Annotated in this window: 21 protein-coding genes; 8 read left to right on the top strand and 13 right to left on the bottom strand. The window is 37.2% G+C overall.

Features of this window, described 5'->3' with window-relative positions; genetic code table 11:
- Positions 1 to 30: 30 nt before the first annotated feature.
- From GAB14E_RS17705 to GAB14E_RS17725, 5 genes are all read right to left on the bottom strand, one after another.
- A complete protein-coding gene (locus tag GAB14E_RS17705; RefSeq protein ID WP_033081125.1) occupies positions 31 to 1,038 on the bottom strand; it encodes an isocitrate dehydrogenase in 1,008 nt (335 codons plus the stop codon).
- 304 nt (positions 1,039 to 1,342) lie between these two features.
- Complete coding sequence (locus tag GAB14E_RS17710; protein WP_033081124.1) at positions 1,343 to 1,768, bottom strand: DUF3192 domain-containing protein; 426 nt, start codon at positions 1,766 to 1,768, stop codon at positions 1,343 to 1,345.
- A gap of 19 nt (positions 1,769 to 1,787) precedes the next feature.
- On the bottom strand, positions 1,788 to 2,660 hold the full coding sequence (gene xni / locus GAB14E_RS17715; protein ID WP_033081123.1) for a flap endonuclease Xni: 873 nt from the start codon (positions 2,658 to 2,660) through the stop codon (positions 1,788 to 1,790).
- A 2-nt stretch (positions 2,661 to 2,662) separates the two neighbouring features.
- Positions 2,663 to 4,009 (bottom strand): nucleotide 5'-monophosphate nucleosidase PpnN, encoded by a 1,347-nt coding sequence (gene ppnN / locus GAB14E_RS17720; protein ID WP_033081122.1) that lies wholly within the window; start codon positions 4,007 to 4,009, stop codon positions 2,663 to 2,665.
- Positions 4,010 to 4,106: 97 nt separating this feature from the next.
- On the bottom strand, positions 4,107 to 5,717 hold the full coding sequence (locus tag GAB14E_RS17725; RefSeq protein WP_033081121.1) for a GGDEF domain-containing protein: 1,611 nt from the start codon (positions 5,715 to 5,717) through the stop codon (positions 4,107 to 4,109).
- 266 nt (positions 5,718 to 5,983) lie between these two features.
- Here GAB14E_RS17725 and GAB14E_RS17730 point away from each other — a divergent pair, with 266 nt between their 5' ends.
- Entirely contained in the window at positions 5,984 to 7,816 is a 1,833-nt protein-coding gene (locus tag GAB14E_RS17730) for a M61 family metallopeptidase (protein ID WP_052093489.1), read from the top strand.
- A 74-nt stretch (positions 7,817 to 7,890) separates the two neighbouring features.
- Here the strand turns inward: GAB14E_RS17730 and queF are convergent, their stop codons facing one another.
- On the bottom strand, positions 7,891 to 8,751 hold the full coding sequence (gene queF, locus GAB14E_RS17735; protein WP_033081120.1) for an NADPH-dependent 7-cyano-7-deazaguanine reductase QueF: 861 nt from the start codon (positions 8,749 to 8,751) through the stop codon (positions 7,891 to 7,893).
- Between the two features lie 53 nt (positions 8,752 to 8,804).
- Between queF and syd the strand changes: the two genes are divergently transcribed.
- Positions 8,805 to 9,404 (top strand): SecY-interacting protein, encoded by a 600-nt coding sequence (syd, locus tag GAB14E_RS17740; protein ID WP_033081119.1) that lies wholly within the window; start codon positions 8,805 to 8,807, stop codon positions 9,402 to 9,404.
- 1 nt (position 9,405) lies between these two features.
- On the opposite strand, the gene GAB14E_RS17745 is transcribed toward syd, so the two are convergent.
- Positions 9,406 to 9,780 (bottom strand): hypothetical protein, encoded by a 375-nt coding sequence (locus tag GAB14E_RS17745; protein WP_033081118.1) that lies wholly within the window; start codon positions 9,778 to 9,780, stop codon positions 9,406 to 9,408.
- Between the two features lie 194 nt (positions 9,781 to 9,974).
- On the opposite strand from GAB14E_RS17745, the gene GAB14E_RS17750 reads away from it, so the two are divergent.
- Both GAB14E_RS17750 and GAB14E_RS17755 read left to right on the top strand, forming a co-directional pair.
- Positions 9,975 to 10,367, top strand: a complete 393-nt coding sequence (locus tag GAB14E_RS17750; RefSeq protein WP_033081117.1) for a DUF3192 domain-containing protein — start codon at positions 9,975 to 9,977, stop codon at positions 10,365 to 10,367.
- Between the two features lie 171 nt (positions 10,368 to 10,538).
- The gene (locus tag GAB14E_RS17755; RefSeq protein ID WP_052093488.1) at positions 10,539 to 11,201 is read left to right on the top strand and encodes a GNAT family N-acetyltransferase; all 663 of its coding nucleotides are present in this window, start codon (positions 10,539 to 10,541) and stop codon (positions 11,199 to 11,201) included.
- Positions 11,202 to 13,823: 2,622 nt separating this feature from the next.
- On the opposite strand, the gene trpA is transcribed toward GAB14E_RS17755, so the two are convergent.
- The 6 genes from trpA to GAB14E_RS17785 are packed head-to-tail and all read right to left on the bottom strand — an operon-like array spanning position 13,824 to position 20,744.
- Positions 13,824 to 14,672 (bottom strand): tryptophan synthase subunit alpha, encoded by an 849-nt coding sequence (gene trpA / locus GAB14E_RS17760; protein WP_033081116.1) that lies wholly within the window; start codon positions 14,670 to 14,672, stop codon positions 13,824 to 13,826.
- A complete protein-coding gene (gene trpB, locus GAB14E_RS17765; RefSeq protein WP_033081115.1) occupies positions 14,672 to 15,934 on the bottom strand; it encodes a tryptophan synthase subunit beta in 1,263 nt (420 codons plus the stop codon). The genes trpA and trpB overlap by 1 nt, the downstream gene beginning before the upstream one ends.
- Before the next feature lies 1 nt (position 15,935).
- A complete protein-coding gene (gene trpCF / locus GAB14E_RS17770; protein WP_033081114.1) occupies positions 15,936 to 17,378 on the bottom strand; it encodes a bifunctional indole-3-glycerol-phosphate synthase TrpC/phosphoribosylanthranilate isomerase TrpF in 1,443 nt (480 codons plus the stop codon).
- Position 17,379: 1 nt separating this feature from the next.
- The gene (gene trpD / locus GAB14E_RS17775; protein WP_052093487.1) at positions 17,380 to 18,465 is read right to left on the bottom strand and encodes an anthranilate phosphoribosyltransferase; all 1,086 of its coding nucleotides are present in this window, start codon (positions 18,463 to 18,465) and stop codon (positions 17,380 to 17,382) included.
- A gap of 1 nt (position 18,466) precedes the next feature.
- A complete protein-coding gene (locus tag GAB14E_RS17780) occupies positions 18,467 to 19,096 on the bottom strand; it encodes an aminodeoxychorismate/anthranilate synthase component II (RefSeq protein WP_033081113.1) in 630 nt (209 codons plus the stop codon).
- Positions 19,089 to 20,744 carry an anthranilate synthase component 1 gene (locus GAB14E_RS17785; RefSeq protein WP_033081112.1) on the bottom strand — a complete coding sequence of 552 codons (1,656 nt, stop codon included), beginning with the start codon at positions 20,742 to 20,744 and terminating at the stop codon, positions 19,089 to 19,091. Before GAB14E_RS17785 ends, GAB14E_RS17780 begins: the two co-directional genes overlap by 8 nt.
- Before the next feature lie 419 nt (positions 20,745 to 21,163).
- Between GAB14E_RS17785 and rnm the strand changes: the two genes are divergently transcribed.
- The 4 genes from rnm (at position 21,164) to rnd (ending at position 25,160) form a co-directional block, all read left to right on the top strand.
- Positions 21,164 to 22,069: an RNase RNM gene (gene rnm, locus GAB14E_RS17790; RefSeq protein ID WP_033081111.1), complete on the top strand. Its 906-nt coding sequence runs from the start codon at positions 21,164 to 21,166 to the stop codon at positions 22,067 to 22,069.
- Between the two features lie 131 nt (positions 22,070 to 22,200).
- Complete coding sequence (locus GAB14E_RS17795) at positions 22,201 to 22,821, top strand: L-threonylcarbamoyladenylate synthase (protein WP_033081110.1); 621 nt, start codon at positions 22,201 to 22,203, stop codon at positions 22,819 to 22,821.
- 111 nt (positions 22,822 to 22,932) lie between these two features.
- On the top strand, positions 22,933 to 24,000 hold the full coding sequence (gene rluB, locus GAB14E_RS17800) for a 23S rRNA pseudouridine(2605) synthase RluB (protein ID WP_033081109.1): 1,068 nt from the start codon (positions 22,933 to 22,935) through the stop codon (positions 23,998 to 24,000).
- 20 nt (positions 24,001 to 24,020) lie between these two features.
- Positions 24,021 to 25,160 carry a ribonuclease D gene (rnd, locus tag GAB14E_RS17805; protein ID WP_033081108.1) on the top strand — a complete coding sequence of 380 codons (1,140 nt, stop codon included), beginning with the start codon at positions 24,021 to 24,023 and terminating at the stop codon, positions 25,158 to 25,160.
- The last annotated feature ends 88 nt before the right edge of the window (positions 25,161 to 25,248 follow it).

The following is a 25,248-nucleotide window of genomic DNA, read 5'->3' as shown; positions in this document are numbered from 1 at the left end:
TACAGATGGCGTAAAAAAAACATGCGAAATTTACAGCCTTTCAAGCACAGCATCAGTAAAGTCTGTTGTGCCATGAGTACCGCCTAAATCACCTGTTGTTCTATCTCCAGAGGCAATAACATCAGTAATAGCGGCTCTAATTTTTTCTGCTTTATCACTCATTTCTAAATATTCAAGCATTTGAATTGCGGCTAAAATTACAGAGGTTGGATTAGCTAAGTTTTTACCGGCAATATCTGGTGCGCTACCATGTACGGCTTCAAAAATGGCGCAATCTTCACCTATATTAGCACCTGGAGCCATACCAAGTCCGCCAACTAAACCTGCACATAAATCTGACAAAATATCACCGAACAGGTTCGTTGTTACTATGACATCAAATTGCTCAGGGTTCATCACCAGTTGCATACAGCAATTATCAACAATCATCTCTGTTGATTCAATTTCTGGGTAACGCAGGGCAACTTCACGAGCAACTTTTAGGAATAAACCCGATGTTGATTTTAAAATATTCGCTTTATGCACAGCAGTAACTTTTTTACGACCTTCTTTGCGTGCAGTCTCATAAGCAAAGGTTAATATTTTTTCAGCTCCGTCACGAGTAATTATACTCATTGCTTGGGCTTCTGTGCCATCTTCTGAGGTAACTTGGCCAACACCTGAATACATGCCTTGGGTATTTTCACGAACAGTTAGAATATCAATGTTTTCGTAGCGTGCTTTAGTACCCTTAAAAGACAAAACAGGGCGTAAGTTTGCGTATAGCTTAAATTGCTTACGCAAGGTCACATTGATTGAAGTAAAACCTTCTCCAACGGGAGTTGTTAATGGCCCTTTTAAAGTCACCTTATTTTTTTCAATAAGTTTAATGGTATCTTCAGGGACTAATTCACCATGTTTTTCTAGAGCTGTTAAACCTGCATCTGCAAATTCATAATCAAAGTCACAGCCTGCTTTATCTAATACTTTAATAGTGGCATCGATAATGCTCGGACCGATACCGTCGCCAGGAATTACCGTGATGGTTTGTTTAGTCATTAAGTTCACCTTGTCATCATAATTTGAAAGAGTATTTTACGGTATACATCGTCTATTAATCTTTTACTAAGCAACGACATACATATAATTAAGTGTGTAATGCATAGCTGACCACTTAACCACTTCAGTAAAACGTAGTGGTTAAGTGGTCAGCTTAGTGCTTTATTGGAGTGATTTATATCATAGCAATGCTATGTAAGCGAGCTTGAAAGCTTTTACTGTTACCGCCAAACTTAAACTCTCTGGCGGTGTAATAACTTAACAAATGATAGTAGTCGCTTAACTTATTACTAGCAAATTGACTTTAGTCTATAATAGGTAATTTTTTACCAATGGTGAGATGATTTTTGATGATACCCCATTGCTCAGGGTAATTATTTCCTAGGCCAATTTCCTTTAAAGTGCCGTTGACGAAAAGTAAAAAGCTACATTCATCTTGGGTGGTAATACCATCAGATTTCACATGCTGAGTGCGGTAAAACATCACTTGATATTTAACCTCGTCAACTGTTCTTGCTTCGGTGATATCAGGGCTACCTAATTGGCTCAATGCTTGTTCAAAGGTAAATGTTTCTAATTTTATTTTAGCAATAAATTGGCGGTTATAAGTTTCTCTGTCGTCCCATTTCATTTGATCCGGGCTGTCGTCATAAAAGGTAACAACAAGAGCAACAAAAATGCCATAAACCGTTAGCGCGAGCAGAATTCGACTGATTACCTTTTTATTCATGTTTTTTCTTCTTTTACAATTAGTTTCTATCGCCATTGATGGCAATTATATTACCACTAATTTCTAGGGCAGGTGAAGGTGATGTTAAGCGGATGTCTTTTAGATTAAAACCTAAGGGAATATCTTGTTTTAAGGTTAACAGTTTTCGTGCTAAATCCATTTGTTCTACGCTTAATGCAAGTTTTTCAGCAAGCGAATCTTTTAAATCTGTCGCGTTGAGGACGGCTTTTAATGAGCCATACTGATTAAGTAGCTTAGCCGCAGTAACTTGCCCAATACCGCTTACTCCCTCAATCTTATTGGTGTTGTCGCCAGTTAAGGTCCAAAAATCGATCAGTTGAGTAGACTTTACATTGAATTTATTTTTTACATGTTCTTCATCCAAATAACGACGATTAAAATAATCATAAAGGTGAATGTTTGGACTTAACAAAGGCAAAAAACCTTTATCGGTGGAAATAATAGTAACCTTCTGGCCGTGCAGTGCCATTTTTACCGCTAAAGTTGCAATAAGGTCATCAGCTTCATCTTCATCCGAAGTCAATGAATCAAAACCTTGCTCCATAAAAGCATCTTGAATATCCGTTAGCTTATTCGCAAGGTGATCTGGCATTTTCTTGCGACCTTTTTTATAACCATCAAAAAGTTGATAGCGCCAACAGGGTTGCTGGCTATCAAAAACAGCTAGAGCATGAGTTGGTTGATGCTGGTCGATAATCTTGATTAAAGCATTTACACAAGTCTTCTGGGTATTAAATAGTACTTGTTTTAACGTGCTAGAAGATAATTCGTCATCGTGTTGCTGTTTTATTTGTATAAAAGGTCGTTCTTGAACGGCGTACACACGACGAATTAAGTTTAGTGCATCAATCAATATTAAATGAGCGGACAATGTTAATCCTCAACAACTTTATAACAAGGGATATATTTACTACCCGGTAACTTCATACGCTGCTGATTTACAAATGAAGCAAGTAGTTTATCCATTAATGCCATTATTTTTTTGTCCCCTGATATCTCAAAGGGTCCAAACTCCCTAATCGCTTTAATACCGCCTGATTTAACGTTACCTGCGACTATACCAGAAAAAGCGCGACGTAAGTTTGCCGCAAGCTCAGCTGTTGATAGTTTATGACTAATACTAAGGTTAGCCATATTCTCATGGGTTGGTTCAAAAGGGTGTTGGAAATCTTCTGCTATCATTAAGGACCAATTAAAGTGAAAGGCATCACCCGTTGCTTTTCTATGAGTCAGCACTTTATCAAGGCCACTTTTCATTACTTGCGCAACTTTGACGGCATCATCGACCACTATTTGATATAAGCTTTGTGCTTTTTCTCCTAAGGTTGCACCAATAAAAGCATCTATTTCGTTAAAATATTCAAGAGCGCTTTGTGGGCCAGTCAGGATAATTGGCAGCTGTTGCTCGGCGTTTTGTTCATTGAGCATAATGCCTAAAATATACAATAACTCTTCGGCTGTTCCTGCACCACCAGGGAAAATAATAATACCATGTGACATACGTACAAATGCTTCTAAGCGTTTTTCAATATCAGGCATGATGACCAATTCATTAACTATGGGGTTTGGTGGCTCAGCAGCAATAATACTTGGTTCAGTTAGGCCAATATAACGTCCTTCTTTAATACGTTGCTTAGCATGACCTATTGTAGCGCCTTTCATTGGGCCCTTCATTGCGCCAGGTCCACAACCAGTGCATATATTAAAGCCACGTAAACCAAGTTGGTAACCGACATCTTTAGTATATTTATACTCATTGTGTTTGATTGAATGACCGCCCCAGCAGGTAACTAAGTTAGCTTCAGTTTCGGGTAGGATGACGTTAGCATTTCTTAAAATATCAAACGTTGCATCAGTTATTTCTTCTGACGAGGAAGGCATTTTTTTGTAACGGTTATTGAGAAAAAGAATATCTCGTAATACGGCGGATAAGTGCTCTCTAATGCCTCTAATTATTTTGTCATCAACGAAGGCGTCAGTTGGCGGGTTTTTTAGGTCAATTTTTACGCCACGTTCTCGCCTTAGCACTTGAATTTCAAAAGAACGATAATTTTTATAAATTTCTTCAGCATCGTCGGTATTAGAGCCTGCGTTAAGTACTGCGAGGGAGCAATTTCGGTAAAGAGTATATAAGGGGCTGCTTACCGATTGCTGAAGTTGATCTACTTCAGCTTGTGATAGCAAATTCATATTTCCCACGGGGTTGATTTGAGTATGCATAACTCGCTCCTTTTATGATAATTATTAATACTTACGGTGAAATACTGTTATTACTGGTGAGGTTTTAAAACAGCGAATAAGATTTATATATTCTCAACTATTTAACGTAAACAACTTGATTCTTACCTTGTTTTTTAGCGGTATACATTGCTTGGTCAGCACGTTCAAAAGCAATATGAATATTATCATCCGCTTTAATATGGGTTGCGCCAATTGAAAGGGTAATGCTAACTTTATTACTTTTAAACTTAAAGGGTAGGCGCGCAACGTATTTATTTAAAGTATTGAGCTCTTCTATTAAGGCTTGCTCTTGAGTTTTAGAATAAATTAATACAAACTCTTCGCCTCCATAACGACCTACAAAAACACCTTTACTGACACTTTTAACGACAGTGTTGGCAATAACTTGCAGAGTTTTGTCACCGGCAGTATGCCCATAAGTATCGTTAATTTTCTTAAAGTCATCAATATCAATAACAATTAAAGCTAATTGAAAAGGCTTGTGATGAAAGCGTACCATCGCCTTAGCGAAGTAATCATCGAATGCTGCTCGGTTAGCAAGTTTTGTCAGAGCATCTTGCATACTTTTACGCTGTTGGTCGGCAAGTTTTTGTTCAAATATTTTACTTTGATCTTCAAGCCGCTGTACCTTTGCTGACATATCATTGAGTTTATCAGCTAACCGTTGATGACTTTGTAGCTCAAAAGTTGATTTTTGCTCTAATGTATGAGCAATAAACTGCAACTTTTCATTAATATCTTCCTTAACTTGATTTAATGATAGTGCTTTCTCCACAGTTCCAGTCATATCAATCAGTTGACCTTGTAGCTTCTGATTGATTTTTTCATTGGTTTTTTGAGATTTTACTTGGGTTACTATAGTTTCTTTTACTGCGCTTTGTACTGTTGTAAGCGTCGCACTTAAACTGGTTAAGAAATTCTTGGCACTACTTTGTTCATCTTTAAAATCGGCAACAATCACATCAAATATGTCGATGAGGTGATTAAGTACTTCATCACTAGACTTATCACTCATTAGCTGTTTCTTAATGGCTAACAAATCATTGGTGTGTGCTTTAGATAGTGGCAATGCGCTCAGTGATACAGATATTTTTTCAAGAATAGTAGAGTCAAATGTAACAAGGTTGCCTCTAATTGGTAAATCGTTATTAGCAGAGATTACTGAAGGAGCTTGCAAAATGCCTTGTTTAGGCAAGCCATTTTTGGCTTTTAGCGCAAGATCATAAAAAACTAGTAACTTACTTAGTAAAGGAATGTATTGAATCAGCGCATCTTTACTTTCTTTTGTCTCCGTTAATAATCCGCGCAAATCTCTGCGTAAATTATCAGGTAAACCATTTATTTTTTGTAAATTTCCCCCTGCCTGATTAAATTGCTCATGCATATGAGTAATGTTCTTTTCATTTGTGATGCTGTGCTGCTGTAATAATTTAGTAATTACAGCAATTTTATTTTCAATATCACTGATGGGGGCTGACTTGGTAAATAAACTTCTTAATTGTGCTAAACGATTGTCTAACTCAAGATCAATACCTTTAGAGATAAGTGTTAACTTACCAATAAATTGAATGAGCAGATTTGATTGCAGATTAAAATCATCTTCTAGTGAACTACGAGACTCGATTGCGCTATCAAGTTTTCTTTTAAGTGCCACTAGTTGCTTTTTGGCAACAGAACTGTCATTCATAAAACCAATAAATCCTTTACATAGAGGGATAGTTAGTACTTTAATCAGTAGCAAATAGGATGGTTACTGATTGCCATTCACTAAATGATCAGATAATGGCATTTACTTTGCTTTAGTATAAGACAATTTACAACATAAAAGCTCTATTTATCAGTGTAGAGTTGAAAATAACTTTCATTGGTCCTTGTTAATTTTACCTAGCAATAACTATTTTTTCGTTGTTAAAATAGTTTAACCTTACAATCCCCCCCCTTTGTTAACCTATAATGAGAGAATTGAAGCAAGTGCTTAACTATAAAACCAAATTAATAATAGCAATATCTTTATTTTTTGCACAACTACTATCTGCTCACGCGAGCGTAGAAATAAACATTAACATAGAGCATCCCGAGCATCACCTAGCTATAGTTGAACTTAAATTCGAGCAAGCCAATGTTAAACAAGTTAAATTTTATTTACCTACTTGGCGAACAGGTAAATATCAGACGTTAAATCTAGCGAATGGCATTCGTCAGTTTAATGCTAAAGACAGTAAAGGTAATGAGCTTAGTTGGCGCAAAATTGATAAACATACTTGGCAAGTTACAGGAACAGCAAATAAAAAAATTCATTTAAGTTACCAAGTTTATGCTAATGAGTTATCAAAAAGAACTCGCCATATTGATGATAGCCATGCATTTTTAGATAGTTCTGCAGTAGTCATGTACAGTAAGGCTACTAGGGGGCAAGAGCATAAAGTGCAACTTTCTGTACCTAAACTTTGGCATAGTTTTTCTGGACTTTCGTCAGGTGAAAGTAACCATCAATTTATAGCAAAAAACTATGATCAATTGATTGATTCACCCATTGAAACAGGTATAAATGAACATCATGAATTTAATGTCGATAACCGAAAATATGAGCTGGTTATTTGGGGGGAAGGTAATTACGACAGCGCCAAGATGGTATCTGACCTGCAGGTCTTGGTAAAACAAAGTAAGCATATTTGGCAGGGTTACCCATTTAAGCGTTATGTCTTTATGGTACATGCAACAAGTGGCGCTCGCGGCGCAACGGAGCATGTTAATTCAACCATTATTCAACGATCACGTTTTAAATTTTCTAGCCGTAAAGATTACCTTAGCTTTATTGCTGTTGCTGCGCATGAATTTGTTCATACATGGAATGTAAAGCAGTACCGCCCACAAGGTATTGTGCCTTATAACTACCAACAAGAAAATTATTCTAATTTATTATGGCTAGTGGAAGGCTCTACTAGTTACTTGCAATATCAACTTTTATTACGCGGTAATTTGATGACAGCAGATGAGTTTTTTACTTCACTTGCTAAACGTATCACGGCAAACATCCATAAACCGGGCAAAGCAAGTCAAAGTGTGGCACAAGCAAGTTTTGATGCTTGGATTAGTGAGGGAGGAGATTATGGTAATAATCATAGTGTTAATATCTATGCAGAAGGATTTTTAGCTTCTTGGTTACTAGATTTTGATATTCTCGATAAAACAGACTTAGGTAAAAATTATCGCAATGTACATAACCAGTTATATCAGCAATATCGACTGCCAAAAAGCTATAATGAAACTGATGTTTTAGCTATTTTAAAGCAACTAACAGGCGCTAATTACCAAACTTGGTGGCAAGAAAACATCCAAGGTACAAAAACAATTGATTTTAACGCTCTACTTGCTAAAGCAGGTTTAGAGATGAGTTATGCTAAAAATACTAGCGATAAATCGAAAAATCAATCAAAAGTATGGACAGGTCTTAAAACTAAACTCGGCACTCATGGTTTAGTTATTTCATCTGTTGAGAAAGATAGTCCAGCATGGCATGCTGGGCTCACTACAGAAGATGTCATTGTTGCTATTGATGAGTTACGTATGGTTGAAAAAGAGCTTGCAGATAGATTAAAAGATTTCAAGCCAGAGCAAACTATCACTATCACTTACTTTCGACGAGACAAGCTGGTTACTGCAAAGATTAAACTAGGTAGCATAGCTAAAAACAAACTGAAAATAATTCCGATGAACAAAGTAAAAAATGAGCAAAAAACCTTCTTTAAAGCATGGACAGGACTAGACTTTCCAGAAAAGAAATAACGCACCATTGATGTAGCATTAAAGCGTATTTTTTATCGCTTTAATGCTACTTATTGAGGTATAAATGAAATAGGTTATTGGCGTAATGTTCTGGCAAAAGGAGCTTGATTAGTATGGCTACTTCTAAATGGATTAATGTCTAATCCTCCACGTCGAGTGTAGCGTGCAAACACGGTTAACTCCTCAAGCTGACAGAACTTTTGTAAGTCACAGTATATTCTTTCAACACACTGCTCGTGAAATTCATTATGCTGACGAAAAGAAATTAAATACTTCAACAGTAAGGCATGATTAATAGCTTTACCACTATATTGAATATAAACACTTGCCCAATCAGGCTGGTTGGTTATTAAACAATTTGATTTTAATAAGTGGCTGACTAAATGTTCTTCGACTATAGTGCTTTCTTCTTTATCTTGTGCATTAACCAGCAACTCAGGATCATATTGATAATGATCAATACTAATATCTTCACCATCAATACAAAAACAATTGTCTAGCTTTTTGGCTATATCTAAAGCGGGGCAATGATCGACGCCATATAAACTTACTTTTGCTGGTGAGCCAGCTATGTTTGAAAGATCTTTAGTTAAGATCTCTTCCACCTGCTTGATACTGGCGAAGCGTGTTTGATTAAAGCTATTTAAATAGAGTTTAAAAGATTTTGACTCAACAATATTAGTGCTGGTACAGGCAAAGCGAAATTCAGCAACCGCCACTACAGGTTTACCCTTTTCATTAAGCCATGAGAGCTCAAAACCATACCATACATCTTCGCCAACAAAGGGTAAATTGCTTGATTCTAGTGCTAAGTCATCCCTATTTAAACTTCTAGGTACTCCTTGCAGTAAATCTGGGGTATATTCGCTGCAATATTGTGTACTTTTACCCAGTGTTAATTTGCTTAGTTCCGTTGCATTTTGATAATTGGCCATAAATTTTCAGTAGTGAGCTAACATCTTGCTATTTTAAAGGATCTTTTCTTTATATGACATCTACAAATAAAACTTTAGCGCAAGTACTTTTAAAATTCGGTAAAGACTACGGTCAACAACATATTGAGCTATTAGGGCACTTACCTCTAATCGAGCATGATGAAGAGTGGTTATCACCTTGTGAATTAAGCCCACATGATGAAAAACACCATTGTTGGCAACCAGTTGCTGTGAACAGCTCAAAAGTGACTGATAACAATCCAATATTACTTTCTTTTAATAATGTTGAATCCGCATTAAATATCGTGTTACATCAGGATATTAAAACTTATTTTACCACTATTTTCAGTGGTGAAATTGAGGCAACGTGCAGCGAAGGACAGTTATCGTTACTTTTTGCTTGGAATAAAGAGGACTTTGACCGACTACAAGAGAATATCATCGGTCATATATTAATGAAGCAAAGATTAAAACAAGCCGAAACGGTTTTTTTCGCGGTTACAGATGAAGAAGATATGATTATCTCTGTTGATAATACCAACGGTGAAGTTTGGGTTGAGCGTGTAGGTTGCAAGCCACATAAAAAGCTTAGTGATTCATTAGCCAATTTTATAAATCAATTAACACCAAATAGTCTAGTGATCGAGAGATAAATTAAGTACTGTCTTTTGTATTTAGTTGCTCAGTTAAATGTTTAATTTGTAATTGCATGGTGATTAATTCATTTTTTATCTCTGCTAACTCTTGATCTAATGATTGCTGAATTACTTTTTTTATCGCGCCACTATCAATAAGAGAGTCGAGTAATGCGGAGGAGTTATTTGTAAATTCATCCTGCTCTATTTTTCCATCGCCTTTAATTTTAGGCGTAATAAAGTCAGGTTGGTGCTGCCAGTTTTTTAGCGTGGTTATTAACGTGGCTAATGGAGCTCTTTGACTCAACTTTGCCTTTACTAAAGCAACAGTAGGTTTTTTACCATCGTTGGCAAGTTGATTTGCGCAGATTAATATTTCATCAATAATTGTCATTTTACTTACTTTTCAAAAAGAATTAATTAAATTAACTATATTTTAGCCAATATAACTAAAAAAGTCTTGAGATTCATTTGTTTTATTTTAAAAATTCAATATTTTCAATTGATTAGCTCATTGGCTTGCTTATTGCTTTTGATAACTGAAGAATTATCATAATTATAACATTGTACTTTTAGGGAATATTACACATGAAAAAATCCATAATAGCTTTACTTATCGCGGCACCACTGGCCATGACTTTATCTGGTTGTGTCATTAAAATAAATGACGATGGAATGGATCATGGCTTTATTGGAGATAGTGAAGACAGAACGTATAAAAATCGTAAAAAAATAGCAAAAGTACAGTTAGGTGCTTCTTTTATGGATATGCAAGAGAAACTAGGGGTGGCCGATTTCTCTGAGACTTATACTGACGGTGACAGTACTGTGCGCGTTTTATATTATCGTACTCAACGTATACATAAAGATGGCCTAACAACAAAAGACGAATGTACTTTCTTACAGTTTATTGATGGTAAGTTAATTGAAACGGGTAATGGCGGTGATTATTCAAAAGCCCAACAGGTTAGTGCCAACTAATTATAGGTTACAGCCTTACCTTTAAATACCTCGCATAGCGGGGTATTTTTTTGCCTAAAATTGTATAGTTATGGTTGATTTTTAAACTAATTATATTTGACCTATTCGAAATTATGCTGTTATTGTGAGCTGTTAGATAAAAATTACCCACCGCCAGAGTAGGAGAAAGTAATGAGTGAGACAGAAACTGTTGAAAATGGAATTGATAGTAACTTGAATCAAGACGTTAATATTCGAGCGACTTATTTGAGTGCACATGAATTGAAATTAGCGGCATCACTTTTATATCAAGCTTATCATGATGATCCGGTTTTTTTAGAAATATTTAATAGTGACAAAGAGGATTATGAGCAACGTCTTCGTGGTGCTATTAGGGAAGAACTCAATGCTTTTTGGCAAGCTAAACAGCCTATGATTGGTTTGTACCTTGGCGAAGCTATGGTGGGGGTAGCCTGTATAAATAGCCCAGATGAAACATTAGCCAGTGATCGATTTTGGCATTGGCGTTTAAAAATGTTACTTAATGCGGGTTACTTTAGTACTAAGCAGATGATGCAAAAAGAGCAAACTGTTTTGACCGCAGTGCCTTTAAAGGTTTTCCATTTCCTATCATTTATTGCTGTTCATCCTCTGCATCAACAACATGGGTTTGGTCATTATCTAATGGCAGCAGTGAATACCGTACTTGATGAGCATCCTGATAGCGAAGGGGTTGCTGTTTATGCTACCTCAGGGAAGTTTAAAGAGTTTTTTAAACATGTTGATTATCAAACAGTCAAAGAGGTTACTGTTGGAAATGTATGTGGTGCTGTGATGGTTCATTATCGAAATTAAGTGCGATAGATGGGCTTGATTAACTCACATTGAGGGGGAAATTCCCTGTCACCTGTCTCGGATTATTTCCCTAATTAAAAATAGCACTGAAAAAGTGCTATTTTTTTTGTAAGACATGTCTTACAACGTTGTGAGATATGTTGGCAATCCTAGCTGAAATATAGAAATGTAAATTGGTATACTATTGATTTATAGGGTTTTTTAATCCGCCTTCTCTGTTACAGTATTTTTACAAATAAAGCATACCTGTTAACAAGCTTCGATAACTAAGGTTTACCTGTATTATTAATCCTGTCAGGAAGACAAGGAGCAGGGGGCTTCAGCATTACTTGTAATGTAATTAAGGAAAATAAATGTTGTTTAATGGACTGAACGGCAAAAAATGGACTTACTGAGGACAGTAAACATAACTTAGGATGAGTTGAGAAAGTAGGATGCAATGGATGCGTTTCAAGGACGTTATTAGTAAGGATACTTGAATAAGATAAAAGGAAAACCTGAAGCAGGATGCTTTGATTCTAATTGGTACTTTTGGTATCGCTTAGGGTAGGGTTTAACAAGGAGGCTTTAGGATGAAGTCTAGTGGTAGGATACCGCTATGGATGATACAAACATGGATGTGACTTGGTGAGGATTACCAAGGTCAGGAAGACAGTTGTTATGGATGACTATTAATAAGGAAAATTAACTAAGGAAGGTTAATTAAAGGATAAATTACACGGATTTGTTGAAGGATATAATTTAAGGAGTGAAGTGTCAGGAAGACATTAATCATGGATGATTAAATGTGGTGCTTAAATGTTACCCAAATGGATATGAGTGGACTCATAAAGGATATGCTAAGGATATGCTAAGGATAGCTGTTCAAGGAAGAAAAGAGATTATTAAATATGTGTGCAGGATGCACCGTATAAGCTAGTTATAGAGATGCGACTCAACGAGTCGCATTTTTTATTTGTAAGTTGTAAATGATAGCTTTATAAATACCTACTCGCCCACCTCCGATTCATTCTTATCTTTTCTTACTTAACCTGAGATCTGGATAAGCAGCACTGGCCCAATATTTCCCTTTATCAGATTCTAAGCGTTAAAACGTCGATAAATAACCCGTTATTCATAAACGTTTTGCCATGATAATTGAATAAATTGATAGAGCATATTTCTACTTAATCTTGCAAATTTTGTTCTTAACAACCTTAAGTTGTTGTTTTTATTTAAACATCAAGTACTCATTATCCAGAGTTCAAGTTACTTAATCAATCCACTATTCATTATTAAAAACACAAACCGTGAAAGGATTATTATTTTATAAGACATGTCTTACACTGCTGTGAGATATCTTGGCAATTACTGCTGTAATAGAGAAGAGGATTGATTTATCTCAATGATTAATAAGGATTAATAATAGATACTAATCATTAAGCTACTTTTACACTTGAGAGCGATGTTGTTAATAAGCTTCGATAAGTGAAATTTAGGCATATTATTAATCTTGTCAGGAAGACAAGGAGCAGGAAGCTTCAACATTACTTGTAATGCGATTATGGATGATGCAAGTTACTAAATTGGAACTAGTAGCTTAAGGAATTACTGTGGACAGTAAACATAACTTACGGATTAAGTTGAGAAAACAGGATGCAATGGACGCACTTCAAGGAAGATATTAGTAAGGATGCTTGTAAAAGATAGAGGGAAAACCTGAAGCAGGATGCTTTAATTTTAATTGATGCCTTGGTGTTATTTAAAATACGGTTTAACAGGGAGGCTTTAAGGATGAAGTCTAGTGGTAGGATGCCACTATGGATGATATGAACATGGATGTGGCTTGGTAAGGATCACCAAGGTCAGGAAGACGATAGTTATGGATAGCTATTAAAATGGATGTTTATATAAGGAGATTATCTAATTAGGTAAACTAAGGATAGTTACTCAAGGAAGAGCTGAGATCATTAAATATGTATGCAGGATGCATCATATAAGCTAGTAATAAAAATGCGACTTACCAGTCGCATTTTTTATGTTTAGTGATAAATATTTTTCTCAGTTTATTTAGTTTAGTAATTACAGCGTTCTCAATGATCAATTAAATTATGGTTAACCGGTATATACCGTTATGATAATCGCTTATTCTAAAGTTAGTCATTTTATTCTGAGATCAAAAATGTTGAATTTTCTAGGGGACATTGCGACAAAGCTGCAACCATTTCGCAGATTAAGCTACCTGTTGGCTGCACTTCTAGTTGGATTTATCATTACTCAATTGTTAAAAGTACCATCCCAAAATCAAGTAGCAGTATCTTGCGAAATATTAAGTTTTGTTGGCTGCATTTGGCTATTACTTTTTAATATTTTATTGTCTATTTTTCAAAATATTCCAAGTGAGGACAACTGCTCTTTGGGTTTTTTAGCACGTGTAAAAATAAAAACACAACGATTTTTTTATCATCTTTTAGCGTTAATGTTTATCACCTTAACATTAATAATAGTGTTTTTATCTTTCCGCATGCTCAGAATTTAAAGCAACACTAATAAATAAGTAATAAAAAAGGAGCAATAACCTTGCTCCTTTTTTATTGTCTCAAGTGAGTTATAGCTTGAAAACAAAATTCATTTATCCAAGCCTTACCTAGTTGCGGCTTTCATATCACTAACAAAATGGCTCAGTTCGTTAAGCATTTTGTTATTATCAGTTAAATTATCTTCAATTATTTTAACTACTGCAGAGCCGCTAATAGCACCAAGAGCACCTGCTTTAAGTGCTTCTTTAACTTGTTGTGGTGTTGAAATACCAAAACCTAAAATGGGTGGAGCTGCATGATATTTCATTAAATTATCGATTAACTTATTTGCGGTGGTTACCACTGTGTTTTTTGGACTTTCAGCATTATCTACACCAGTCACACCAGCGCGACTCAAAACATAAGTATAACCTCTAGAATATGAAGATACAGCACGTAGAGTGTCATCACTTGCGTTAGGCGGAGCAATAAATATAGGAGCTATGCCATGCTTTAACGCTGCTTCTCTAAACGGTTCACTCTCACGAATAGGCACGTCAGCTATTAGCACTGAGTCTACACCTGCATCGCTCATATCACGATAAAATGTATCAATACCACGTGCAAAAACTAGGTTGCCATATAACAATAAGCCAATAGGAATTTGCGGAGCATACTCTCTAACTTGTTTTAATATATCAATGCATATATTAGTGTTAATACCGGCATCTAAAGCGCGCAATGCCGATTTTTGAATTGTTATACCGTCAGCACTTGGGTCAGAAAATGGAATGCCTAATTCTAGTGCATCTGCCCCAGCATCTATTAAGCTTTTTATAATAGCAAAAGATTGATCCGCATTAGGATCGCCAATCATGACAAATGGAATGAAAGCCTGCTCGTTTTTCTCTTTCAGTGCCGCGAACGAAGCTTGGTAACGGGCACCAGCTTGTTGAATTCTTGAGTGTGACATTATGCCTCTCCTCTATGTTTAACTGTTTGTGCTGATGCAGCTTCATCAGGTGAAAGAATAGCGTGTACATGAGCTAAATCTTTATCACCACGACCAGAAAGGTTTACAAGGTAAATAGTTTCAGTCGTGACCGATTCTGCCATTTTCAATGCTTGGGCAAGTGCATGGGATGATTCAAGTGCAGGAATTATGCCTTCGTTCATTGCTAAGGCTTGAAATGCGGCCAACGCTTCATCATCATTGATTGCCACATATTGAGCACGGCCAGTGTCTTTCAAGAATGCATGTTGAGGACCTACAGCAGGATAGTCCAAGCCTGCAGATACAGAGTAAGATTCTTGAATTTGACCGAAATCATCTTGCATGATGTAAGTGTAATTTCCATGCAACATACCTTTTGATCCAGCAACAAGCGTAGCACCATGTTCCTTGGTCTCAATGCCTTTACCGCCTGCTTCAACACCAATAAGCTTAACGCCTTCTTCATGAATAAAGTCGTGGAACATACCAATGGCATTTGAACCACCACCCACAGCAGCAATAACATAATCAGGTAAACGACCTTCTTCTTCAAGGAACTGTGCTTTTGCCTCTTCACCAATCATTTTTTGAAACTCACGAACGATTGTAGGGAAGGGATGTGGGCCAGCAGCAGTGCCTAGTAAGTAGTGGGCATTTTCATAATTTGCAGACCAGTCTCTGAGCGCTTCATTAACAGCATCTTTTAATGTTCCAGAGCCAGCAGTTACCGGTATAACTTCAGCCCCCATTAATTTCATACGAAAGACATTAGGTTGTTGACGTTGACAATCAACAGCACCCATATAAACTTTACATTTTAAGCCAAGCAATGAACAAGCAATAGCCGTTGCAACACCGTGCTGGCCTGCACCTGTCTCAGCAATTATTTCGGTTTTACCCATACGTTTGGCTAGCAGAGCCTGCCCTAAAACTTGGTTAGTTTTATGAGCGCCACCGTGTAATAAATCTTCACGTTTTAAATAAATTTTAGCGAGAGGGTTTTTTACAATATTTCGGCAACAAGTTAATGGTGTCGGCCGTCCGGCATATTTGGTTAATAAATTATTGAACTCAGTTAAAAAGGCCTCATCGGTTTGAGACTCGATAAAAGCTTGTTCTAATTGCTCTAGCGCTGGAACTAATAGTTCGCCAACATACATGCCGCCAAACTCGCCAAAGTAGGCTGGTAAGTAATTTTTTTTCGCTGTGTTATCTGGAGTCTCTTGTTTTATATCTGACATCTTAATAATTCCTAATTTGCGAAAATATTTGAATAAGTTTTTCGCTTGATTTGATACCTGGGCTATCTTCAACACCTGAATTCAGGTCTAGGCCAAATAAATCTACATGGGTTAATTGCTCAATGGCTTGACTAATATTGTCATTATTTAGTCCGCCAGCTAAAAAGCTATTTGATAAGTTTTGCTCACTTAAGGCTAATACTTGCCAATCGAACGACTGACCACTGCCAGGGCTTTGGCCATCAAGTACGTGATGACTTACATACTTATTAAGTAAAGGCACGTTTTGCGCTACTGGACTTGCTTGCCACACCTGACAAAAACTACAGTCGTTTTCAGTAAGCTCGGCAATTAAAGCTGCAATATAATGATTGTCTTCACTACCGTGCAGTTGCACCGCACTTAAACGTAAATCCTTCACTAAGCTTATAATTTCTGCACGTTCTTCATTCACAAAAACGCCGACATACTCTAATTTTGGCGATGCTTGAATAATATTTTTAGCTTGTGCTTTTGTCACATAACGAGGAGATTTCTCTGCAAAAATAAGGCCGCCAAAACGTGCGCCAGCACCAGCTGCAGCACTGGCGTATTTTTCTTCAGTTAATCCACAAACTTTATTGTTGCCATAAATAAGCTTACGACATGCTAAATCAATATCTTGATAAACATTGTTTTTAGGATCCATCAGTGAACTGCCGACTAAAAAACCATCAACAGCAGGGGCTAGCTCTCTAACTTGTGCATTATTGTATATACCTGACTCCGAAATTATAATTCTATCGTCCGGCAAGCTAGGAGCAAAATCAAAGGTACGTGCTATATCGGTACTTAAGTCACGTAAGTTTCGATTGTTGATACCAATCATCTTCGCATTAAGCTTGATTGCTCGGTCGCGTTCATCATAGGTAGAAATTTCAGTTAATATGGCTAAGTTATATTGCTCAGCAACGGCGGCTAATTCGAGGTACTCATCATCTGATAATACGCTAAGCATTAATAAAATAGCATCAGCGCCATAATACCTTGCTAAGTAAACTTGATAGCTATCAACAAAGAAGTCTTTATTAAGTACAGGACACTTTACTGATTGCGTGACCGTTTTTAGGTAATCAAAGTTACCTTGAAAATATTTTTCATCAGTTAACACTGAAATAGCGGCAGCATATTTATCATAGATTTGGCAAATTGCCTTAACATCAAAATCAGGACGGATTAGCCCTTTAGAAGGTGAGGCTTTCTTGCATTCGAGAATAAATCCAGCGTGGGGTTTATCTGCTGTTCTAGTTAATGCTGCGTACATATCTTTAGTGGTTGGTACCAGTTCATCAATGAAACTGGCTAAAGGTTTGCTTATTTTTAAAGCATCAATTTCAATGCGCTTATCATCAACTATTTGTTCGAGAATATTTTTTTCTGCTGAAGTATTATTAAAGGTATTCATGCTATTTTTCAGCCTTTTTGTCACTTGAATTTGATGAGAAGTCTTGATTAGAAAGTTCTACTAATGTTGATAACGTTATTAAAGCTTTACCGGAGGAAAGTACTTCACTTGCTAATTGTGCAGCTTGAGTAAGTGAGTCAGCCTTATTGTGTAAATACAGTAATGCGGCGCAGTTAATGATCACCGCCGCATTGTGTGCCTCTTTGCCTTGTCCTGATAAAATGGCTTTAATGATATTGGCATTTTCTTTTGGCGTGCCGCCTTGAATATCATCAAGAGAGTAATTTTTCAAGCCAAAATCTTGCGGCGAAATAGTACGCTCAACTAGTTCACCGTTATTAATTTCAACAATTTGAGTTTCGCCATGCAGGGCTATTTCATCTAAGCCGCTGCCATGAACAACAAAGGCGCGGTTAACACCTGTAAGTGTTAACGCATGTGCCATCGGCATTAGTAACTCTGGCGTATATACGCCAAGCAGCATTATATTGGGTTTAGCTGGATTAACCAGAGGCCCTAAAATATTAAAAAGGGTACGAATGCCCATTGCCTTACGTACTGGTGCCGCATGTTTAAAACCAGAGTGGTAAGCAGGGGCATATAAAAAACATAAGTTTGTTTGTTCTAAACAGTGATTTGCTGTTGTAGGAGACATGGATAAATTAACACCAAAAGCTTCAAGTAAATCAGCAGAGCCAGACATACTAGATACACTTCGATTCCCATGTTTTGCCATTTTTAAACCACAAGCTGCCGCTAGAATTGCTGCGGTGGTTGAAATATTAATGGTATTAGCACCATCGCCGCCAGTACCAACACAATCAGCAACTATCTCATTATTAGTACGCTGAGGAAATGATGTCGCAGCAGAGCGAATAGCTAGTGCAGCGCCAGCAATTTCTTGTGGTGTTTCACCTTTTATTTTCAGTGCAGTTAGTACACTTGCCATTAACGCTGGCGTTATATTGCCTTGGAGAACTTGCTGGAAAAAATCATGGCTTTGTGTTTGATTTAAATCAAGACCATCAACGAGTAAAGGTAAAATAGTGTTGGTATCAGCCATGGTAATTGTTTTTGAATGAGTCATTTTATACTCCAGTAACTTTGTGGTTAAGTGATGGCGCTAGCTCTAGTAAATATTTAATGCTTTGCGCTAATAAGGTGGCGCCGAAGGTTGTTAATATTGACTCAGGGTGAAATTGAAAAGCTAAAACTGCATCCTTTTCACGGCTAATGGCCATACACATGCCATTATAGTCGGCGATGACTTCCAATGTTTTCGGGATATCTTTACCTACCAAAGAGTGATAACGCGCAACAGGCAACGGGTTTTGTATATTCAAAAAAGCACCACTACCCGTATGGGTAATATTAGAGGCTTTACCATGGACAATTTCTTCAGCTCTGTCGACACGACCGCCATAATGCTCGATTAAGGCTTGATGACCCAAACAAATTCCCATCATCGGAATACGCCCTGCACATTTTTTAATAAGTGCCATTAAGCAACCCGCATTTTTCGGTTCGCCTGGGCCAGGAGAAAGAACCAATAATACTGGCTCTGAAGTCATTGTCGTGTGTTCGAGCATTTTTTCAAAAATAAAGTCAGCATTGATAGTATTTCGATAAACACTAGGCTCAAAGCCTAAACATTGAAATTCATCGACTAGGTTATAGGTAAAAGAATCTAAGTTGTCGAGCATAAATAATTTAGTCATGGGCTTGCTCCTTTGCTGAAGCATTGGCAGCTGCAATAGCATTAATAACTGCTTGTGCTTTTTGCTTTGTTTCATTGGCTTCACTGATGGGGTCTGAGTCATAAACAACACCCGCACCAGCTTGTACTTGCGCAATATTGTCTTTAACAAAGGCTGAGCGTATAACTATACAGGTGTCCATTTCACCTGTGCCAGTTAAGTAGCCTACCGCGCCGCCATAACTGCCGCGTCTTTTACCTTCAACTTCTCGAATAAGTGATGTTGCTTTTACTTTAGGTGCGCCTGATAGCGTGCCCATATTCATACAAGCTTGATAAGCGTGCAACGCATCAAGACCTGTTTGTAAAGTACCGCAAACTCTAGAAACTAAGTGCATTACATGAGAGTAGCGATCTACTTTGAGCAAATCAGCAACATAACGGGTGCCCGGTTGTGAAACCCTAGCAATATCATTTCGCGCTAAATCGACCAGCATAATATGTTCGGCAGATTCTTTTTTATCTTGCCTAAGCTCAAGTTCAATACGACTATCTAGGTCTAATGAAATATTACCTTGCTTATCAAAACCGCGAGGGCGCGTTCCTGCTATAGGGTAAATCTCTACGTGGCGATTGCTGGCTTGATATTTTAATGCGGATTCAGGAGAGGCGCCAAAAATACAAAAGTCACTGTCCTTTAAATAGAACATGTACGGGCTTGGGTTACTAATTTTTAGAGCTTTATAAGCGCCGATGGAGTCAAAACAAGGTAAAGTAAAAGTTCGTGATGGTACAACTTGAAAAATATCACCCGCTTTAATGTTTTCTTTTAATTGCTCTACAATCTGACAGTAACGTTCGTCACTAATATCTACTTGCAATTCATCATTTGAGTTTTGTTGATTATTAATATCAGCGAATGACGGACTGAATTGTGAAACTTGTTCTGCACTGACAGAACTGGATAGTTCTTCTTTAATCTGAGCAACTCGCGCCGTTATAGCTAATTGGCTTTGGTGAGTTTTATCAGCGTTATCGAATGAAAAAACATTACCAATAATTTCAGTGCTTTGTAATTCATGGTCAATAATTACTAAGGTTTCAGCTAAATAATAAACAAAATCAGGACAGCTATTGTCGCCATTATCTACAGGGGGTAACTCTTCGGCTATTGCCATGAGATCAAAGGCAAATACGCCACCTAAAAAGACTGAAAAAGGGTGACTGTTATCATCAGTGAGCTGATTAAATAATCGTAAACTGTGTAATTGATTTGTTGCGCTTAAGCGAGCCTTTTCATCAAGGTCTTTAGCAACTTCATTGAATGTGGCTTGAAATGATTTTCCATCAGCAGCGACGATCACTTGAGCATGATCTTCTAACTGAGATGTCGCGAAGTTAAGCGCAGCTTCACCATTAATAGATAAAGCGGAAAATGTAACGATATTGCCATCACACACAATTTTTAAGGCAGCGTCAGTTAATAATAAGCTTTTTAATAAATGTTTTTTATCAATCTCGGCAGATTCTAATAAAATATTATGCTGCTGTTGATGACATAATAATTGATAAACACTTAACGGGTCGCTTTGATAGTAGGTGTTATCTCGTATGGTATTCACCCCTATAAGAGATGAACCGCTTATTTCATTTGGTATGTTTTTAGTCATATTGAGTACTTCTATAGAGTTTATTTAAATAAAAATGGTCAGCCTGCATAAATGGGCAATAGCCACCAAATAAACCATGTTTTTGTTCTATTCATTTTAATCCCTTGCAAATCGATGAATTCTCTAACGCTTTAACGAGAAAAACCCGCTAATAGGAGCGGGTTTTTTGAAATTTGTTTTACCTTTTTAAAGATATACGCAATTATCACAACCCATTATGTCGAGTTATGCCACCACCAAATTGATGTTATGTTTTTTATTGCTGTATTCATCTTTCTATATGCCTTTGAGAAGCCGTACGGTATTTACTTTAAGCTTCTTTTATTTTCAATTAATAATAAAGGAAAGAGTATCATTACTTACCCGTTATCAGTAAACTTATCTTAATACTAAGATTTACCTCTATAGAAGACCTTATTATGGCGTTGCTGTCAACCACTGATTTCCCTCATCAGATAGTAAAAACCGAAGGTTTTGCCCATAAGCGTATCGACTTGCATAGCCATACAAATTGTTCTGATGGTAGCTTGTCTCCGCAAAGCTTGATAGATAGGGCTGCTAACTTTCAAATTGATGTTTTAGCCATTACAGATCACGATACTGTCGCTGGTATTGATATAGCGCAAAAGTATATTGAAGAGAAAAAAATTCCACTTAAATTGATAACTGGCATTGAAATATCAACTGCTTGGCAAGGTTTTGAAATTCATATTGTTGGTTTGAATATTGACAAGGAGAATTGCGATTTACAAGCACTGATAGTAAAGCAGCAAGAAGCAAGAGAGCAACGTGCTATTTCAATGGGAGAAAAACTAGCAAAATGTGGTTTTTCAACAGTTTATGCTGATGCTAAAGAAATGGCCGGTCAAGGCTCAATAACCAGAGCTCATTTTGCTAAAGTGCTTCATCAGCAAGGACATGTAAATACCATGCAGCAAGCTTTTGATAAATACATAGGTAAAAAAGGCTCTAAAGGGCAGCGCGCATATGTAAAACCTAATTGGTGCAGTATTGAGGAAGCGGTTCAAGCTATTCATCAAGCTGGCGGCAGTGCAGTTATGGCTCACCCAATTAGGTATGATCTCTCTGCTAAGTGGTTACGTCGCTTAATTGTTCACTTTAGCGAAGTCGCTGGTGACGGTTTAGAAGTGGTTTTACCGCAGATGAACCCAGAGCAAAGACGAAAAATGTTGGCTTATTGTGAGGAGTACAATTTGTTTTCTTCAATGGGATCTGATTTTCATTATCCTAATAAATGGAGCGATTTAGGACGGAACTTAACTATGCCCGTTGGTGCTAAGCCTGTTTGGGCGCAGTGGCAATAAATATTAGCAAAATACTCAAATACATCTTTGATCAAAGTAAACACGCAAGTCACAACGAATTGTTTCAGCTGATAAATATACTAAGCACTTAACAATAAATAAAAACAAGTTTTAAAGGTAAGGAAAGTCTCATGAGTCAGTTTTTTTATGTACACCCAGATAACCCTCAGGGTCGTTTAATGAAACAAGCGGCAGAAATCATCAAAAAAGGTGGCGTGATTGTTTATCCTACCGATTCAGGTTATGCCTTAGGTTGCCACTTAGGTGATAAAAAAGCACTAGAACGTATTTGTAGTATTAGAGATATAAATAAAGATCATAACTTTACTTTAGTTTGTCAAGATTTATCACAATTATCAGAATATACGCGGGTCGATAACAGTGCTTATCGCCTGCTCAAAAATAATACTCCTGGTGCTTATACTTTTATTTTTAAAGGCAGTAAAGAAGTACCTAAGCGCTTGTTAAACCCTAAAAAGAAAACAATAGGCATTAGGGTGCCTGATAATACTATCGCACAAGCCTTGTTGACTGAACTGGCAGAGCCTATAATGTCTACCAGTTTAATTATGCCTGGCCAAGAAATGGCTGAGTATGATCCTGAACACATTCGAGATTTATTAGAGCATCAAGTTGATCTTATTATCAACGGTGGGCATTTAGGGGAACACCCAACCACTGTAATTGATTTTTCTAATGACGATATTGAAATATTACGCGTAGGAGAGGGCGATCCTTCTCCATTTCAATAACTTAGAGTTAAGCGCAAGTTAATAATTGCACTTTCATAGGTGGTTGAACCTGAAAATGAGCCAGAAGTTAGCTACTAGGGAGCTGCTACTGACGTAACAGAGTAAAAGATAATGACGGTTGACAAGAAAAAACAAGAACGAAAAGATGAAGCCATAGATAAAAAATATGGTACACGAGGCACAGAGAAAAAAGGTAGCGCTAAAAAAGGTTTAAGCAAGCAAAATATTGCTAAGAAAGGCGCAGGTAAAAAAGGTCAGCATAAAAAAGAACCTGAAAAGGTCGAGAAAGTTAACTTCCAAAAAGCGACACATACTGACTCAGAGAAAGTTCAAAAAGTATTAGCGCGCGCTGGTAAAGGCTCCCGTCGTGAAATGGAAACTATGATCAGTGAAGGTAGAGTAAGTATTGATGGTAGAGTCGCATTTTTGGGTGATCGAATTACTGGTACTGAGCAAATTAGGCTTGATGGCCATCACGTTAAGCTAACCGCACAAGATGAAGATATTTGTCGTGTTCTTGTATATAACAAACCTGAAGGTGAAATGTGTACCCGTAAAGACCCTGAAGGCAGACCAACGGTTTTTGATCGTCTTCCGCCACTTGAAACGGGTCGTTGGGTTGCGGTAGGTCGTTTAGATATTAATACCTCAGGCATGTTATTGTTTACCACTGATGGTGAATTAGCTAACCGATTGATGCATCCTTCGCAAAAAGTCGAACGTGAATATGCGGTGCGTGTTTTTGGTGAAATCAATGAGGCTATGTTACAAAGATTACGTGCAGGCGTTACGTTGGAAGATGGTCCAGCGCGCTTTCAAAAAATTACATATCGCGGCGGTGAAGGCCGAAATCATTGGTTCCATGTAGTTTTATCTGAAGGGCGTAATCGTGAAGTACGTCGTTTATGGGAAAGCCAAGAAGTACAAGTAAGCCGCCTTATTCGTGTGCGCTACGGTGATATGGAAATGCAGCGTCAGTTGCCTATGGGCGGGTGGCGAGAGTTGGCTTTAAAAGAAGTTAACTATTATCGTAAATTAGTGAATTTGACACCTGAATCAGACAGTAAAGTTAAAGTTGATGAAAAGGCCATGGATAATGCCAAAAGTCGCCGAATTCGTCGTTCAGTTAAAAAACATCAACAACGTCATCAGCAAAGTACTCGTCGTCGTCATAAGTAGCCGTAGTAGAAGTAAAGATTATGCATTATCAATTAATTGAAGATCAGTTAAGTTTAAATAATTTATGTGAACAACTAGCTAAAGCTAAAGTATTAGCTATAGATACCGAGTTTGTTCGTACTCGAACTCTATATGCTAAGTTAGGACTGCTTCAGGTTTGTGATGGTGAGCTGTTAGCTCTTATTGATCCACTTGCTATTGATGATTTATCCCCTTTTTGGCAATTACTTACTAATGCCAATATCACCAAAGTATTGCATGCCTGCTCAGAAGATTTAGAAGTGTTTTTGACGGCAGGAAACTGCCAACCGATAAATTTAATTGATAGTCAGATCATGATGTCATTTTTGGGCCATGGTTTATCTTTAGGTTATGCGGCTATGGTAAAACATTTCACTGATATCGAATTAGATAAGTCTGAGTCACGAACTGACTGGATTAGAAGGCCATTAACAGACAAGCAATTAGCCTATGCCAGTGCTGATGTTGAGCATTTGTTTTTTCTTTATCCTAAGTTATTAGCGCAATTAACTGAAAGTGGCTTTTTAGCTTACGCAAAGTTGGAAACGCAAAGTATGATTGATAAAAAATTTACCCCGGTAGTTGAAAGTGAAATGTATCTTAATATTAAGATGAGTTGGCGTTTAAATCCTAAGCAATTAAATAGTTTAAAGTACTTAGCAAGTTGGCGCTTTCAACAAGCACAAAAGCGCGACTTACCTATTGGTTTTGTTGCAAAAGATCATACTTTGATGGCATTAGCGCAGAGTAATCCTGTAAGTGTTGGTGCTATGTTAAACCTTGAAGGGGCCGAAGCACTTGATATTCGCCACAAAGGCAAAGCCATGTTGGCGGTTTTAAACCAAGCAGATAAAGCAGGAATAAGTACCTACCCTGAAAAAATTAACCGCTTAGATGAATATCCAGGCTACAAGCAAATTTTTAAAAAAGTAAAAGCTTTCTTAGTTAACGTAGGTGAACAGAATGGCTTAGCTATTGAAAATATAGCTTCAAAAAAGCAGATCAATCAATTCTTAACCTGGCAATTTGACCTTAATGGTGCCCGTAATATTGATAATAAGGTCGAGTTATTATCAAGTTGGCGTGATGAGCTGTTTGGTCAAGACTTGTTAGCGTTTACTAAACAAGGCTATAAATAAAGGGCGATTATCTTTATTTTTGTTGTAAATCACTTTCTAAACTTACATTTCCGTTAACAATATTTCATGGCGTCACTATGGGGTTCAC

It is taken from the genome of Colwellia psychrerythraea (assembly GCF_000764185.1).
In the GTDB taxonomy this organism is placed as follows: domain Bacteria; phylum Pseudomonadota; class Gammaproteobacteria; order Enterobacterales; family Alteromonadaceae; genus Colwellia; species Colwellia psychrerythraea_B.
Note: the sequence above shows the minus strand (reverse complement) of the source record. Positions and strands in the feature narration are given on the sequence as shown.

What these genes read in the sequence shown, in the direction of transcription:
- GAB14E_RS17705 (WP_033081125.1), bottom strand. Translation starts at nt 1,038, where the DNA reads ATGACTAAACAAACCATCACGGTAATTCCTGGCGACGGTATCGGTCCG.
- GAB14E_RS17710 (WP_033081124.1), bottom strand. Translation starts at nt 1,768, where the DNA reads ATGAATAAAAAGGTAATCAGTCGAATTCTGCTCGCGCTAACGGTTTAT.
- ppnN (WP_033081122.1), bottom strand. Translation starts at nt 4,009, where the DNA reads ATGCATACTCAAATCAACCCCGTGGGAAATATGAATTTGCTATCACAA.
- GAB14E_RS17725 (WP_033081121.1), bottom strand. Translation starts at nt 5,717, where the DNA reads ATGAATGACAGTTCTGTTGCCAAAAAGCAACTAGTGGCACTTAAAAGA.
- GAB14E_RS17730 (WP_052093489.1), top strand. Translation starts at nt 5,984, where the DNA reads ATGAGAGAATTGAAGCAAGTGCTTAACTATAAAACCAAATTAATAATA.
- queF (WP_033081120.1), bottom strand. Translation starts at nt 8,751, where the DNA reads ATGGCCAATTATCAAAATGCAACGGAACTAAGCAAATTAACACTGGGT.
- syd (WP_033081119.1), top strand. Translation starts at nt 8,805, where the DNA reads ATGACATCTACAAATAAAACTTTAGCGCAAGTACTTTTAAAATTCGGT.
- GAB14E_RS17745 (WP_033081118.1), bottom strand. Translation starts at nt 9,780, where the DNA reads ATGACAATTATTGATGAAATATTAATCTGCGCAAATCAACTTGCCAAC.
- GAB14E_RS17750 (WP_033081117.1), top strand. Translation starts at nt 9,975, where the DNA reads ATGAAAAAATCCATAATAGCTTTACTTATCGCGGCACCACTGGCCATG.
- GAB14E_RS17755 (WP_052093488.1), top strand. Translation starts at nt 10,539, where the DNA reads ATGAGTGAGACAGAAACTGTTGAAAATGGAATTGATAGTAACTTGAAT.
- trpA (WP_033081116.1), bottom strand. Translation starts at nt 14,672, where the DNA reads ATGTCACACTCAAGAATTCAACAAGCTGGTGCCCGTTACCAAGCTTCG.
- trpB (WP_033081115.1), bottom strand. Translation starts at nt 15,934, where the DNA reads ATGTCAGATATAAAACAAGAGACTCCAGATAACACAGCGAAAAAAAAT.
- trpCF (WP_033081114.1), bottom strand. Translation starts at nt 17,378, where the DNA reads ATGAATACCTTTAATAATACTTCAGCAGAAAAAAATATTCTCGAACAA.
- trpD (WP_052093487.1), bottom strand. Translation starts at nt 18,465, where the DNA reads ATGACTCATTCAAAAACAATTACCATGGCTGATACCAACACTATTTTA.
- GAB14E_RS17780 (WP_033081113.1), bottom strand. Translation starts at nt 19,096, where the DNA reads ATGACTAAATTATTTATGCTCGACAACTTAGATTCTTTTACCTATAAC.
- GAB14E_RS17785 (WP_033081112.1), bottom strand. Translation starts at nt 20,744, where the DNA reads ATGACTAAAAACATACCAAATGAAATAAGCGGTTCATCTCTTATAGGG.
- rnm (WP_033081111.1), top strand. Translation starts at nt 21,164, where the DNA reads ATGGCGTTGCTGTCAACCACTGATTTCCCTCATCAGATAGTAAAAACC.
- GAB14E_RS17795 (WP_033081110.1), top strand. Translation starts at nt 22,201, where the DNA reads ATGAGTCAGTTTTTTTATGTACACCCAGATAACCCTCAGGGTCGTTTA.
- rluB (WP_033081109.1), top strand. Translation starts at nt 22,933, where the DNA reads ATGACGGTTGACAAGAAAAAACAAGAACGAAAAGATGAAGCCATAGAT.
- rnd (WP_033081108.1), top strand. Translation starts at nt 24,021, where the DNA reads ATGCATTATCAATTAATTGAAGATCAGTTAAGTTTAAATAATTTATGT.